Raw genomic sequence first — 14477 nt, forward strand, 5'->3', positions numbered from 1 at the left:
GACGAGGTTGCTGGGGGGCTGGGTGACGATCTCGGGGTGACCCGACGGTCGCGTATGTCCGGAGGCTTCGTGAATGGGGCCGCCGCGAAGCTACGGCATCGCGCTGGCCACTGCGGACCGTGCGGTCGGGCTCGCGGGCAGCGGGATGCGCAGCGCCTCCCCGGCTTGGTCGCGCGCGTAGAGGTGTTCGTAGGCCGCCATGCTGGTGATGACCCGCTTCGTGTAGAGGCGCGTCTCCTCGTAAGGGATGCGCTCCACCCACAGATCGAAGCTCTGATCGGGGCGCTCCGCGATCCAGCGCTTCGGTGCACCACCGCCGGCGTTGTAGCCGGGGATCGCGAGCAGCGGGTTGTCGGAGAACTGGTTGCGCAGCACCGACAGGTACTTGCAGCCGAGCGCGATGTTCACCTCCGGGCGCTTCAGCGCCTCCGCGTCGTAGGGCAGCCCCAGCGACTTCGCCATGCTCTTCGCTGTGGGAACGATGAGCTGCATCAGCCCGTAAGCCGAGGCGCTGGAGGCCGCCCGCGGATCGAAGGCCGACTCCTCGCGCATGATGGCGTGTGCCAGCGCCTCGGGGATCCCGAAGCGCTGCGCCTCGGTCGTCACGGCGCTCGCGAAGGGACGCGGGAACGCGAGCTCCCACGCCGAGCGCCAAGCCCCGGTCGGGTAGTGGTCGAGCCACTCCCCGATCTCCACGCGGCCAGGGCGCGGACCATTCATCGCCGAGCGCAGGATCCCGTGTGCCTCCACCGAACCTCCGGACGCAGCGAGGAGGTAGGCCGACGCCCAGAGCAGCTCGGGCGCGGCGGTGCGTGCGCTCAGCCCGAGCATGTCCAGCTCCCCGCGCGCCAGCTTGAGCTCCCCCTGCTGGGACAGCGCCACCGCGCGCGCGAACGCCGGTTCGGCAAAGGCCGTGCTGCGCGGCACCAGCGAAGGCCCGACGTCCCGCTCGTCGCGCGCCAGCGCCTCGGTGAGCGCCTCGTTCGCCGCGTTCGCGTCCAGCTCGCTCAGGCGCGCGTGGGCGAGCGCCATGTAAAAGGTGAGCGGATACTCGCGGATCACCTGCGTGTAGAGCGCGACAGCGCCCGCCCGATCCCCCAGCTCGTTCCGCGTGCGGGCGAGGTAGTACGGCAGCCGCCCTGCCGCGTGGTAGGCCCGCTCCCGGGGAAAGCGCTCCAGCGCCTTGCGCAGCGGGATCATCGCCGGTGCCCACTCCGCGCGCTCCATGTGCATCAGCGCGAGCTCGAAGAGCCCATCGGCCACCATGTCCCCCTCGGGGTAGGCGTCGGCCATGGTGAGGATCATCTGCGCGAACTTCGCCTCGTCGCCGCTCTCCTTCGCCGTGCGCGCCCCGTGGTAGCGCGCATCGTCTGCCAGCCGATGCCGCGGATGATCCTGCTCCAGCAGCGCGAAGCGCCGCAGCGCCTCCTGCTGGTTCCCCCCGCGCATCGCCGCCCGCCCAGCGCGGTACAGCAGCTCCGGCGCGCCGGGCTGCCCTGCGCACCGCTCGATCGCCACCCCGTACGCCTCCGACGCCTCGGCCTTGCGCTTCAGCAGCTCCAGCGCTTGCGCTCGCGCATCGGTCCCCGCGCACGCCACCTCCGAAGGCCCGCTCGCCAGCGCCGACCCGGGCGCCGAGAGCGCCTTGAGCAGCGCATCCGCCGTGGCGAGCGCCTCCTTGCCGCGCCTCGCGCCGGCCAGCGCCTTCGCGCGAGTGGCCAGTGCATCGAGACCTGGCGTCTCCAGCGGGCGTCGCTTGGGGAAGGGCAGGCTCGACAGCGCCTGCGTCTCGATCTCCTTCGCCTCGCCCGCCCCCGCCCCGCCCGGAGCCTCGTCGAGCACGCGCCGCGCGAGCCGCGCCGCCTCTTCGGCGTGCGCCTCGCTCGGATGCGCCAGCAGCGCCCGCGCGAACCGCAGCGTGGTCTGGATCCAGCCCGGCGGCCGCGGAGAGCGCGCGAGGTGCGACCGCCACGTGGTCGCCGCCTTCTCGATGTCGCCCTTCTGCGCGAGCGCCGCGGCCACCGTGGTCTCCAGATCCCGCTCGATCGCGAGCCCAGGCGGCACCAGCGCCGCCTGTCCCAGCGCCGCCTCCGCCTCGCCCGCGCGACCGAGCAGTGTGGCAGCCTGATAGCGTGCGTACCCCGCGAGCGTTCCCTGGAGTGCTGCGTCCGCCGAGGCCTGATACGCCTTCGCCGCGCCGAGCGGATCCCCCGCGAGCGCCCGCAGTCGCCCGAGCTGGAACAGCCACGTCGTCAGCTCCTCGGCCGGAGGCAGCGGGACTGCCGTGACCTTCGCCGTGAGTTCTTTCGCCGCCTCGACGTACGCCCCGCGCTCCACCGCCGCCTGCACAGCGCTCAGCCGCGGGTCCGCGAGGACCTGACTGATCTGCGACGGATCGAACCCGGGCGCCTCGCCTGCCGTTCCAGGGACGATGGGGTTGGGCGGCGGCGCCGGCGTCATCGGCGCGCCGGCCGCGAGTTCCGTGGCCTTGGCAGACGGGGCGTTCGCGCTCGGTCCGACATGCGTGTGCGCACACCCGATGCCGACCGTGGCGACGAGGGCCATCACGGCAGTGCGGGAGCGGACGTTCAGGCGGATCATGCGGCGGAGGATACCCTGGATTCGTAGGAGCTCTAGCTTTTGCCTGAAGAACGCGGGACCGAGCGGGTTCATGCCCGACATCCCCTGAATCCGGGGCAGTTTTCTCCAGGCGCACCGACTCATCCCTGGAGGGTCGAGACGCGAGCATGCAAGAGCCCGGTGCAGCGGACCGGAGAGCGGACGATGACGCGAAGATCACGGCAACGGCGTGCGAGACACCAGCAGCGCACGAGACGGCCTTAGCGACCGCTGGTTCTACCCTGCCGGCGAGTACGGAAGCGCCGCCGATCAGCGCTGGACCGCGCAGCACATCGCCGATCCGCCCGCTCATCCCGAGTGAGCGCCCACCCCCGGAGCCTCCCGCTTCGGCCGACGACCGCGTCTTCCAGGTCGGCGACACCTTCCACCAGCTCGACATCGTGCGCTTCCTCGCCGCTGGTTACTCGGGACAGGTCTACGAGTGCCGCCACCGCGTCAGCGGCCAGCGCTGTGCCATCAAGGTCATGCATCTCGCCGACCGGCAGAACGCCCGGAAGCTCGAGCGCAGCCTCGCCGAGGCCGAAGGCACCTACGGCTTGAAGCACGCCAACGTCGTGGAGGTGCTCGACATCGGCTGCGAGCCCACCGGGATGACCTGGATCCTCATGGAGTTCCTCGACGGCTGCACGCTCGCCGATCTCCTCACGCGCCAGGGCCGACTCTCACCGCTCTTCGCCCTGTGGGTGGTCACCGAGGCGGCCTGGGGCCTCGATGCGGCCCACGAGAACCAGATCATCCACCGCGACGTGAAGCCGGAGAACCTGTTCTTCACCCGCCTCCACGAGGTCAAGGTGATCGACTTCTCGATCGCCAAGGTCGTCCCCTACGAGATGCGCACGACGGAGCCCAACGTGCGCCTCGGGACTGCGGCGTACATGTCCCCCGAGCACCTGTTCGGGAGCGAGGCTGACGCTCGTTTCGACGTCTATGCCCTGGGCCTCGTGTTGTGGGAGCTGCTCGTCGGCGATCACCCCTTCAGGGACGCGCTCCACGACCAGCGACGCTTGACCCTCTGCCAGTTCAACGCCTACCCGGCGCCGCTCGTCGAGCGGCTCGGCCTCCCCCCGTACCTGGACGCCCTCATCCGCCGCGCGACCGCCAAGAATCCCGACGATCGCTTCCTGACCATGAGCGACTTCGCTCAGGCCCTCCTGTCGACCGCTGCGCGGCTCCGGGACGACGTCGCTGCAGGGAGGCTGCACCTCGACGCGCGGCCGGGGGAGCCCTCGATCCCCGAGAGCGGGCGCGCGCGGAGCGTTTACCGACCTCCCGTGACGGGGCCCGCCCTCGAAGTCCCCGGACAGGTGCCCTCGGCCAAGGTCCTCGTCGCTGCATCCCCTCGTCCCGTGGGACCTCGGGGCACCGCTCCCCTCTGCGTCGAAGCGGTACGCGAGGCGGTGCAGGCGCCCTGGTACGCGGACTCCCGGCACGGAGGCCCGTCACCGCCGCGGACCGTGAAGACCCCTCGCAAGCCCGCCGTGGTGACCGAGCTCTTCGCGCCCTCACCTGCCCAGACCGAGCCGCCTCTCTTCACCGACGCCACCCGCCCGGGATGGGCCACCCGCACGACCTCCCCCGTCCTCCGCCAGCCCCGCGCGTCCTCGACGCCTCCGAGCCAGCTCCCACCGCTCGACGGCGCGTCCCTCACGCCCCCTCGCCCCCGCCGCCTGCCGCGCATGACATCGACCGTGCTCACGCTCGTCTCCTCCGCGCTCGTGAGCGGCGCCGTCGCCCGCTGGACCTCGCCCCTGCCGGACCCGAGCGCGCTCCCGGGCGCGCCTCCTGCCCAGCATCCAGCGAACACCGCCGCGACGACCGACCTCCCGCTTCCTGTGGCAACCCACCCTGCCTCGCTGGAGGACCTCGCCGACCTCCCAGCACGCCTCGACGTCCTCGACCTTCCCGACACGCTGGCTCCGCTCCACGAGCCCGCTCCACGCGACCCCGCCCCTGCTCCCATCACGCCAGCGAGCGCCCCCACTCCGAGCCCGACCCCGACCTCTCCGCGCCACCGCGTGACCCCCGCTGCCTCCTCGGCTCCCCGCCCGCCCTCACCGCGTGGATCCGAAAGCTCCCCCAGTCCCACCCGCCTCCCCACGACCCGGCCACCCACCTCTCGCCCGACGGCGCAGCCCAGATCGCCGGCTCCAGCGGCCATGCCCACGCCGACGCCGCCCACCGCGGAGCCGCGTCCACCGCCCTCACCCGCCCCCTCGAAGAGACCGGAACGACCGTTTTGACGACCCGACCCCTGGCGCACGCCGCCCGCATCGTCCGAGCGGCGCCGAAGAGCGAGCGAACACCATGACCGACGACCCGAAGAGACCCGAGCCCCAGCTCCCCAGACCCGAAGACGCCCCCCTCGACCCCCTCCTGCAGCGGGTGATCGCGCAGGCCCTCGCGCCTTACGAGCGCCACGCGTCCCCGGCGCTCCTGCAGGAGATGCGCGCCCTGCTCGAAGACTACCTGGTGACGCACCCCTATCCGGCGGGCCTCTACCGACAGCTCCGCGCTCGCGCGCCCGTGAACGAGAGCAGCGAAGTCCCGCGCGCCTGGCCCGAACCCACCGAAGCCCCGCCCACGGCAGGCGACGACGCCGAGACCGGCGCAGCCCGCAGCGGAAGGCGGTCGGGGCGATGAGCGAGGCGAGTACATCCATCCACCGTCTCCTCACCCCCGCCCAGCAGCACCTGATCGAGCGCAGCCTCCCGCTCGTGCGACGGCGCGCGCAGCACTGGGCGAAGCGCTACGACGGGCTCCTCACCCGCGACGACGCCGAGAGCGCAGGGAGGCTCGGCCTCATGGAGGCGGTGCATCGCTACGATCCCCGGCGCGACGACGTCCTCGAAGGCTTCATCCTGCGCTGGGTCGACGGCCGCATCCTGGATCTCATCCAGGACGAGAGCGCCGCCCGCCGCCTCACCCGAGCGCTCTACTGCGCTGCAGGCGCGCTCGGGAGCACCTACCCCTGCGACTACGACATCATGAACGAGGACGAGGCCTCTCTCCTCGAACGCCTCTCCCGCTTCGCGCAGGACCTCGCGGTGGTCGCCTTCCTGGGAGGCGTGGCCTCCGACACCCAGGACCTCGCGACGCCGAGCGGGAGTGGACGCGAACCGACCGAAGCCTCCGTCGTCGAGGCCATGACGGCGCTCGAAGCCGCGCTCACGGTGCTCGACCGCGAGGAGCGCGGCGTCGTGCGTGCCCTCTACGTCGACGGCACCTCGATGGAGGAGGCCGCGGCGGCGCTGGGCCTGACCTTCAAGCAAGTCCGCCTCCGCAAGGGCCGCGCGTTGAAGAAGCTGCGCGCAGCTCTGGAACGCAGCGGTGTGCGGGTCGCTCCACCACCCGTCGATGTCCTCGGTGCCCGTCCTGCGCTGGCGGGCCTCACGAGCGCCCCGGACCCAGATGACCGAGCTGCGGCGCGGCGCCAAGCGAGACCTGCGAGCACGGCGGGGACGGCGAGCGTCGAGCGTACCGAGCGTACCGAGCACACCGAACGGAGGCCGAAGCGGGGGGCTGGGCGATGAGCGACGAGACCGGCCGGGAGCCGGCGGATACCCCAGAAGCGCACGGCGTGCTCCGCTCCGACGGAGAAGACGCCGTGCGAGGCTATGCCGAGGGCTCCATCGCGCCACGTCCGCTCGCGCCCACCCTGGAGATGGAGCGCGTCCGCATCGTGGAAGGCGCGCTTCTCATCGACCCCTCCCCGTGCGTGTGCCCTCCCCCTGACGCGCGCAAACCCACGGGCCCGCGCAACCCGGACCAGAAGCACCTGCCACAGACGCCGGAGCTGGGGGTCGCGCTCCCCGAGCGCCTTCCCCTGACGAAGAAGCAACCCCTCGTCATCGACGGCGACGTCCTGCGCGAGTGGCACGACGCCTGGGAGGAGCAGAAAGCTGGAGAGCACAGGCCTCAGGACGGGCCCTCATCGCCTCTCGCCTCATCCCCGCGCGCATGCACCTCGGACCCGCGCACCTCAGACCGTACGCTGACCCCAGACGCCCAGACGCCGACCTCTGGAGCCCCGAGCCCCCTCGCATCGACGACGGAAGAGCCCCGATCGCGACGACGCCGGCGCAGGTTCGGCGTCCTTCTCCTGCTCGGAGGCGCGCTGAGCCTTGCAGCCATCGCCTTCTGGGGTCGCGCGCAGAGACCGACCTCCACGCCTCTCTCCGAGAACCCTGGCGAGGAAGGGGGGCCTGGCGAGGAAGAGGGGCCTGGCGGGGAACCACGCTCCCCTGCGAATGGCAGCGAGCGGCGAGCGCCCCGAGACCCCCTCCTCGCCTCCTCCTCCCCGGCGCGAGGACCATCGCCTCGCGATGTCTCACCCGCCACGACACTGCTGGAGCTTCCCGTTGCACCGAGCACCGCCACGCCGAGCCCCTCCGGCTCTCTTGCGGCGCGACCTTTCTCCGCATCGCCGAACATTGCTCGGTCGTCGGCTCTGTCGCCATCGCGCGTCCCTGCCCAGTCGCCGAGCGCTTCCTCGCCGACCGTCGCGGGGGCGGCCAGCGTGCCATCACCCTCGCCGACGCCGCCTCATGTTCCCACGTCACGCGGGGTGATCCCGTCAGCGCCAGCGACGTCTGGACCCCGAGCACCACAGACCTTGGATTCCTACGACCGACCGAACTACGACTGAGACCCGACGACACAGGAGGAACGAGGATGGCGATGATGCGGCGCTGGACACGGCCTGGCAGGACGACGCTGACGGCCTGGATGCTCCTGGGACTCGTCGCTGCCGCGCCGCACGTCGCGTGGGCCCAGGGCGCTCCCCCTGGACGGCCTGCTCCCACTTCGCAGCCACCGCCCGCTTCACAGCCACCACCCGCCGCATCGACGACGCCCTCCACCGGCGCGCCCTCCACCGGCGCTCCCTCCACCGGCACCTCGCCCACCCCGGGTGCGCAGGCCGCGCGGCACTACCAGGACGGGAACACCGCCTTCGCCCAGAAGCGGTGGGCCGACGCCGAGAGCGCCTACCGCAAAGCCTGGGCCCTCTCGAAGACCTTCGACGTCGCTGCCAACCTCGGCGAGGTCCTGCTGAAGCTCGACCGCGTCCCCGAAGCCGCCATGATGCTCGCCTTCAGCCTGCGCACCGCGCCCCCTTCGGCGAAGCCAGCGCAGCTCGAGCGCACCCAGCACTTCCTGAGCGAAGCGCGCAAGAAGGTGGGCACCCTGCACCTCCAGCTCGGCACCGAGGGCGCCGAAGTCCTCGTCGACGGCACCCCCTTCACCCCCGACGACCTCCCGCACGACGTCTTCGTTTCCCCCGGCGCCCATGACGTGATCGCCCGCAAAGCTGGCCACTGCGAGCTCAAGGAGACCGTGGTCGTCGCCCCTGGCGCTGCGCAGACCGTGGCCCTCACCTTGACCCCGCTGTCCCCTGAGCCTCCGCGCGCTTCGCCGTCCGATCCCACCCACGCCGGTGCCACGAACGCGGACCCTCGCATGCCGCCGCCTGCCCACCGCAGCCTCGTCCCCGCCTTCCTCCTGGGCGGTGCCAGCGTCGTGAGCCTCGGCCTCGGCCTCGGCTTCACCATCGCCTCGAACAACGCGAGCGCCGACGCCAACGCCCAGCGTGCGTCCATTGAAGGTGAAGGTGGCCAGTGCGTGTCCCCAGGCGATTTCGCTGCCCCATGCGACATCCTCTCCTCCACCGTCAACCGGCTCGACACCCACGCCAACGGCGCGCGCGTTGCGTTCGTCGCGAGCGGCGTCGTCGCGCTCGGAGCAGGTGCCTACCTGCTCTGGCCCATGCTACGTGGCCGCAACGGAGAGACATCCACGACCAGCATCACCTGGGCACCCCTGCTCAGCCCCGGCGAGGCGGGCGCCATCGTGCGCGGCACCTGGTGATCCTCCCGGATGCAGTGAACGGTGCGCGTGAGAAAGCGCCGAGGATTCCCGCTTCCGAGGGCAAGCCAGCGATGCAGGACGGACTCCTCTTCAGGGCGAGCGAATGCCGACGCTCGGACCGCTCGCCCTCGGAGCCTCGCGTCCTGACGTGATGATCCGCGCATCGCACGGCCCCGTGCCGTGCCCACCCGACTCCACCTGTCACCCGACAGGTCCTGGAGGGAGGACCTCGTGTACCCGACATCCCAGGAGCAAACCCCCGGCGCAGCTTGCGCGACCTCCCTCTCTGGAACCACCGTACCTTCGAGCGGCTGGATGCAGGCTGTGCTCGACCTTGCGCATGGCGCCCAGCTCGATGTCCATCGCTTCACGGTGACGGAAGCGCTCTCCACACCCTTCCGCATCGACCTCCTCGCTTGCACACCCGATGCGACGCTCGATCTCGGCACCCTCGTGGGCGGAGCCGCCTCCCTGCGCGTCACCCTGACGCATCGCTCGGGTCGGGTGAACACGCGGCGGTGGACTGGATTCTGCCAGCAAGCACGCCTCGCCCGCGCCGTATCGCTCGCCGAAGGAGAAATGGCCCTCTCCACCTACGCGCTCACCCTTTTCCCGGACCTCACGCGCCTCGCACGACGCACCGACTACCGCGTCTACCAGCACCGGAGCCTGCCAGACATCGTGCGTGACATCCTCGCTCGCTGGCGCATCGACACCCGCTGGCACATCGACCCGACCACGCACCCGAGCATCCCGCACAAGGTTCAGTACGAAGAAACGGATCTCGCCTTCATCACGCGCCTCCTGGAAGAAGCGGGCATCGCCACCTGCTTCCTCGATGACGAAGCCGATGGATCGACACTTCTGCTCAGCGACACCCTTCACCTCGCCGGTCCACGGCGTGACGAACCCCTCGTCTACCTCCCTGGCGCGAACGACCTCGGCGACGCCGACATCGTCACCGACCTGACCCTCGACGAGACCCAGCCGCTCCCGCGCCTGACCCTCCGCGACCACGACTTCTCCCGCCCGGCCTGGCCTCTCACCACCGCCGCGTGCGCTCAGCCCTCGGAACACAATCCCCTCGAAGAGCGCTTCACCTACCGCCCTGGGGCCTTCCTCGTCGACACCCAGCCCGAAGCCAGCGCGGCCGACGGCATCGACGCTCGCCTTCGCGGCAGCCCTGCACCGAGCAGCAACTCCGCCTCTCATGCACCTCGACCCGAGCGTCACGACGAACGCTACGGCGCTCGCCTCGCCGAGCGCGCCCTGCACGCTGCCCGTACCGGTCACTGCACCCTCGGCTTCTCGACGAACACCCTCGACCTCGCGCCTGGCACCACCTTCACCCTCACCGGCCATCCCCGCCCCGACATCACCCGTGCCGCTGGCTGGCTCGTCACCACCCGGACCGTCGACATGGACTCCGATGGAAGCTGGACCCTCCACGGCACCGCCGTCCCCGCCGACCAGCCGTACCGACCCCCGCAGCGCACCCCCAAGCCGCGTATTCCTGGAGTGCAGAGCGCGCACGTCATCGGCCCGAAGGGCCAGGAGATCCACACTGACGCCCACGGGCGAGTGCAAGTCGTCTTCCCCTGGCAGCGCGAGCTCCCCTGCCAACCCGACCCCGGCGTCCCTCGTAGCGCCACGTCCTCCTTCGCCGCTTCTCCTCCCCCTGTCGCTTCTTCTTCGTCCCCCACTCAACTCCCCTCCTGCTGGCTGCGCGTGAGCCAGGGCTGGGCTGGCGCGGCGCATGGCCTCTTCGCGCTCCCTCGTGTGGGCCAGGAAGTCCTCGTCGCCTTCCTCGACGGCGACCCCGACCAACCCATCATCGTCGGCCGCGTCGCCAACGCCTTGAACCCCATCCCTCCTCATCTCCCCGAGCAAAAGACCCACACGGTCTGGCGCAGCGCCTCCTCCCCGGGAGGCGCGACCTTCAATGAGATCCGCTTCGACGACACGGCCCGCAACGAGACGCTCTCCCTGCACGCTGGCCGCGACCTCCGTGCTCAGATCACCCTCGACGAGACCCACAGGATTGGCCGCCACCGCGTCACCCTCGTCGGCGGAGGCGACAGCGCCCGCATCGAAGGCCGCGCCGTCCGCTACCTCGGCGACGACGCGCACGTCACGGTCGCCGGCGAGGCCCGCCTTCGCGTCGGTGCAACCCTATCCCTCACCGTCGAAGGCGACCAGCTTGCCCGCATCGACGGCCGCGCCGCCCTTGAAGCGGACGTGATCCACCTGCGTGCAGGCGGCGCCCTCGTCCTCGAAGGCGCGGACATCACCCTGCGCGGTCCTGGCGGCTTCGTGCGCATCGACGGAGGTGGCGTGACCATCGATGGAGGTGCTGTGCGGATCCAGCAAGGCGGCGCTCCCGGTCGCGGTGAAGGCGCCGACCCAGCATTGCCCGTCGTCCCTCTGCGAGGCGACGCCGAGCGTCCCCCTCCGCGTCGCCTGCCACTCTTCTTCGAATTTCCTGCCGTGCCCAAGGGCCAGTGGCCCGGCCGAGGCGAGTCGCTGACGCCCGACGACCACTTCCTCTGCTCGATCATCTGCTGGTGCTCGGACACGCCGCTGCCGCAGAGCTGCGTGACCCGCAAGCTGCGCGAGCTGGATCGGGCCTCGGGCGGAACCAGCAGGTACAAGGCCGAAGTCCGCTACGACATGACGCAGACGCCACCCGTGCCGATCATGAGCAAGCGCGAACCCTGGCGCCCCACGACCGGCAACCCGAAAGGCTGCCGTTCGCCGGACGTGGTGATCGTCAAGGACCCGAGCAAGCCCCCCACGCAGGACAACCTGGAGGAGGTCGTCGAGATCAAGTTCGGCAAGGATGCGCTGGATTGGAAGCAGAGGAAAGCCTACGAGCAAATCGCTGGTGATGGCGTTCTGTTTCGTGTGCTCAGTCCAGGCGAGTGTGGGTGTCCGGAGCCCAGGAACAAGGCACCTCAACCTGTCGACGACGAAAATCCGCAAGAGGAGGCGATGAGGGTGCTGCTCTTGATGTTGGCAGCCATCGCGTTGGTGCTTGATGATGTCCTGCCGGGTGGCCAGGCGGATGATGTTCTGCTTCCGCCGGTGCTCGCGCGACTTGCGGCTGGCTTGGCGAAGATGCGTCCAATGCTTCAGGAGCTGTTGACACCACCCACGCCGCTTCCTCCCCGGTTGGGGAAGTGAGCGCGTGAAGGCTGGCACTGTGCTTCCAGCGATGCTGGACGCGAAGGGAAGGTGAGACCGATGTTCGAGCGGAACGAGATGCCGGAGGAAATGAGCAAGCTACTCGCAATGTTCGATGACGACCTGACCGCACGCAATCCCGGTGGTGAAGCGATGCTTGCGGTCGGCCTGCTTGCGGCGGTCTACTTCGCGGAGCCATGGAGGCGAGAAGTCCGTGAAATCGTCGCGCAGTTTGCTGAAGACTACATCACCCGGTGGGCGTCCGAGCTGTGTTGGGCACTGAACCCTCAAAGCCTGAGCATGGATCCATTCGTTGCTGCCGAAGGAGTGAAACCGACGACGTTTTCTTCATTGGCCGATGAGGATGACGCTTTCTCGATCGCTGCCTCGGGTGCAAGCGACCCCTATGGTGCAAGTGCTGTTCACATTGGTGCTTTCGCTCCTGCACTCGTACGCCGCGATGAGCTCGGTTTCATTCGATTCGGGTGCCCGCTCGTGCCGTCCGCAAGAAGCCGATTTCACCTGCCGGATGTGCTCCTCGAACTCTGCAAGAAACTCAGGCCGGTGAGCGGTTACGCCGGGATGGGCATGTTCACATCCCTCGATTCCGCCTCGTCGCAACGGTGGGAGGGGCCTCTGTATGAGCTGGCGCAGCGCTTTCCTGGGCTGGAGATGGAGTACTCCATCTCGCATTCGATCTACCTGGCAGAGGGGCGTGACGGCAAAGGCGGGATCAAAGGCGTCAACTGGCTCACGGCCATTTCCGACGTCTGGCTCGACGAGCTGGGCGGCGCCGCAGCGGTCGCGGCCGACCTCCGGGATCTCGACCCACGCTACATCCTGCACCGATACGACGGTGGCCTCCTCATTCAAGCTGGTGACCGTCCCGCGCTCGGTGACACCGAACGGGATGCTTGGCCCGACCTCTACGTCAAGCTCGCCAGATACCTGAAGCCGATCCGCATCACCAGGCACAGCGCATTCGGTAGCGGTGGGCGCGGCTGGGCGTTCGGCCCTCAGGAGGTGCGAGCCTGGTTGGCGCGCTTCGATGATCGGTAGAACGGAGGTAGGCTCGTGACCGTGGTCGATCGGCACGAGATGCTCGCGTGCGGCACGAGGGCGGACAAGGGAGAGCGAAGTCGATGAGAGCAAAGCGCTGGGCGGCTGGGGGACTGCTGATGCTGGCGGCCGTTGGAGGGTGGACGGCTGGGTGCAGCAACGAAGCCGGCGACTGCGAGCGGTCGTTGACCTGCTCGCACTACGCTCCTGGTGAGGGTGGCGGAGGCGGAACGCCAGGAGCGTGTGTGCCGAGCGAACAAGTCGCGGGAGCGAGCGTGGCGAATGGCTGCGGTGTGTTCGTGTCGGCGACTGGCAAGGAAGGTGCTCCTGGCACAAAGGAGGCGCCGGTGAAGTCACTGGTCGAAGCCATCACAAGGGCGCGTGAGGGTGGGACCGGTCGGGTCTATGCGTGCGCCGAGGACTTCGAGGAGGCGGTGGAGCTGCCCGGAGGCGTGACGCTGTACGGCGGGCTGGACTGCGCGGCTGGGTGGGGCTGGGTCGGAGCCGAGAAGAAGACACGCGTCACGGCAGGCGCTGGCGAGATCCCGTTGAAGGTGCGGGGCGGTGAGGGGACGGCGCGGGTGGAAGACGTGGAGGTGGAAGCGGCAGGGATCGATGGGGCAGCGCAGCCGGAGCTGCGGGGGGCGTCCTCGATTGCGGCACTGGTGGAAGGATTGCCACTGGAACTGGTGAGAACCGCGCTGGTGGCTGGGGATGGCGGAGAGGGGGAGGCGGGGGCGGCGCATGCCGGGGCGGCGCAGGCGGGGGAGGATGGGAATGATGGGGGCGAGGCGTGCTCGGGCGCGATCGTGATTCCTGGCATCGAGAAGGTAAATGACTGTGGCACCCCGGAAGATACAACAGACGATTCCAAAGGAGGCACTGGCGGGATCGGTCAGGTGAGTGGTGGAGGCCCAGGTGGGCCTGGAACACCATCGAGCGCATCGAACGCGGGTGTCGGAGAAGATTCAGCCGTCTGCACCAATGGCACCCCCGGTGACGATGGCACGCCCGGCGACCCCGGTCCCGGCGCCGCAGGTCCAGGCACCCTCAGCCCGACGGGCTACACCGGTCCGACCGCAGGGGATGGTGGCAAAGGCAAGCCTGGCCAAGGTGGCGGTGGCGGCGGTGGCGCGAAAGGCGGCTCCGGAGCTGGACGTTGTACCGACCCCGCCTCGGCGGCAGGCGCCAGTGGCGGTAGCGGAGCCAGCGGCGGTTGTGGTGGTCAGGGCGGTCGTGGCGGTCGTGCCGGCGGGGCCAGCATCGCCTTGCTCAGCCTCGATGCGCAGCTCTCCTTCGAAGGCGTCGTGCTTCGAACCGGACGTGGCGGCGCTGGCGGCGCTGGCGGTCCTGGTCAGCTCGGTGGTGGTGGCGGCGCGCAAGGAGGCACAGGAGGCGTTGTTCCCGCGGGCCTCAACCTGCTCAACGCCGGTTGCTCGGGCGGACGCGCTGGAACAGGGGGCGACGGCGGTCCTGGTGGTGGTGGCCTCGGCGGCCATGCCCTTGGCATCGCCTTCCAGGGGGCTGCTCCGCCCACCGAAGGCCTCCAGATGGACGTCGGCGAACCCGGCCCCGGCGGCGCGGGTGCCGATCCCGACCATGATGGCGCACCGGGAATCAAGGCCGACGTGCAGGCATTCCCCTGACCCTCATCGTCGCTCGGCGCGACGCCGCCAAGCACGAACGCCGCTCCTCTCGCGCATCGACCATCGCCACCATGTCCCGCGCGC

General features: G+C 70.1%; 8 protein-coding genes. 7 read left to right on the top strand and 1 reads right to left on the bottom strand.

What is annotated here, in order from left to right:
- Positions 1-90: 90 nt before the first annotated feature.
- Positions 91-2601, bottom strand: coding sequence for a transglycosylase SLT domain-containing protein (locus tag CMC5_RS10010; RefSeq protein ID WP_050435824.1), 2511 nt, complete (start codon positions 2599-2601; stop codon positions 91-93).
- A 146-nt stretch (positions 2602-2747) separates the two neighbouring features.
- Between CMC5_RS10010 and CMC5_RS10015 the strand changes: the two genes are divergently transcribed.
- The 7 genes from CMC5_RS10015 to CMC5_RS46865 all read left to right on the top strand — a co-directional run bounded on the left by CMC5_RS10015 (position 2748) and on the right by CMC5_RS46865 (position 14393).
- Positions 2748-4880 carry a serine/threonine-protein kinase gene (locus tag CMC5_RS10015; RefSeq protein ID WP_050430188.1) on the top strand — a complete coding sequence of 711 codons (2133 nt, stop codon included), beginning with the start codon at positions 2748-2750 and terminating at the stop codon, positions 4878-4880.
- A 64-nt stretch (positions 4881-4944) separates the two neighbouring features.
- Positions 4945-5280: a hypothetical protein gene (locus tag CMC5_RS10020; RefSeq protein WP_050430189.1), complete on the top strand. Its 336-nt coding sequence runs from the start codon at positions 4945-4947 to the stop codon at positions 5278-5280.
- Positions 5277-6170, top strand: coding sequence for a sigma-70 family RNA polymerase sigma factor (locus CMC5_RS10025; RefSeq protein WP_050430190.1), 894 nt, complete (start codon positions 5277-5279; stop codon positions 6168-6170). Before CMC5_RS10020 ends, CMC5_RS10025 begins: the two co-directional genes overlap by 4 nt.
- 1147 nt (positions 6171-7317) lie before the next feature.
- Complete coding sequence (locus CMC5_RS10035; protein WP_156338410.1) at positions 7318-8505, top strand: hypothetical protein; 1188 nt, start codon at positions 7318-7320, stop codon at positions 8503-8505.
- Positions 8506-8820: 315 nt separating this feature from the next.
- Positions 8821-11688 (top strand): type VI secretion system tip protein VgrG, encoded by a 2868-nt coding sequence (gene vgrG / locus CMC5_RS10040; protein WP_050430193.1) that lies wholly within the window; start codon positions 8821-8823, stop codon positions 11686-11688.
- Between the two features lie 60 nt (positions 11689-11748).
- Entirely contained in the window at positions 11749-12747 is a 999-nt protein-coding gene (locus CMC5_RS10045) for a type VI immunity family protein (RefSeq protein WP_050430194.1), read from the top strand.
- A 347-nt stretch (positions 12748-13094) separates the two neighbouring features.
- The gene (locus CMC5_RS46865) at positions 13095-14393 is read left to right on the top strand and encodes a PGRS family protein (RefSeq protein ID WP_218920247.1); all 1299 of its coding nucleotides are present in this window, start codon (positions 13095-13097) and stop codon (positions 14391-14393) included.
- Positions 14394-14477: the final 84 nt, after the last annotated feature.

Origin of the sequence: Chondromyces crocatus (assembly GCF_001189295.1) — a bacterium.
Lineage (GTDB): Bacteria > Myxococcota_A > Polyangia > Polyangiales > Polyangiaceae > Chondromyces > Chondromyces crocatus.

Coding starts and splice junctions, on each gene's coding strand:
- CMC5_RS10025 (WP_050430190.1), top strand. CDS start 5,277: ATGAGCGAGGCGAGTACATCCATCCACCGTCTCCTCACCCCCGCCCAG.
- CMC5_RS10035 (WP_156338410.1), top strand. CDS start 7,318: ATGATGCGGCGCTGGACACGGCCTGGCAGGACGACGCTGACGGCCTGG.
- CMC5_RS10020 (WP_050430189.1), top strand. CDS start 4,945: ATGACCGACGACCCGAAGAGACCCGAGCCCCAGCTCCCCAGACCCGAA.
- CMC5_RS10015 (WP_050430188.1), top strand. CDS start 2,748: ATGCAAGAGCCCGGTGCAGCGGACCGGAGAGCGGACGATGACGCGAAG.
- vgrG (WP_050430193.1), top strand. CDS start 8,821: ATGCAGGCTGTGCTCGACCTTGCGCATGGCGCCCAGCTCGATGTCCAT.
- CMC5_RS10010 (WP_050435824.1), bottom strand. CDS start 2,601: ATGATCCGCCTGAACGTCCGCTCCCGCACTGCCGTGATGGCCCTCGTC.
- CMC5_RS10045 (WP_050430194.1), top strand. CDS start 11,749: ATGTTCGAGCGGAACGAGATGCCGGAGGAAATGAGCAAGCTACTCGCA.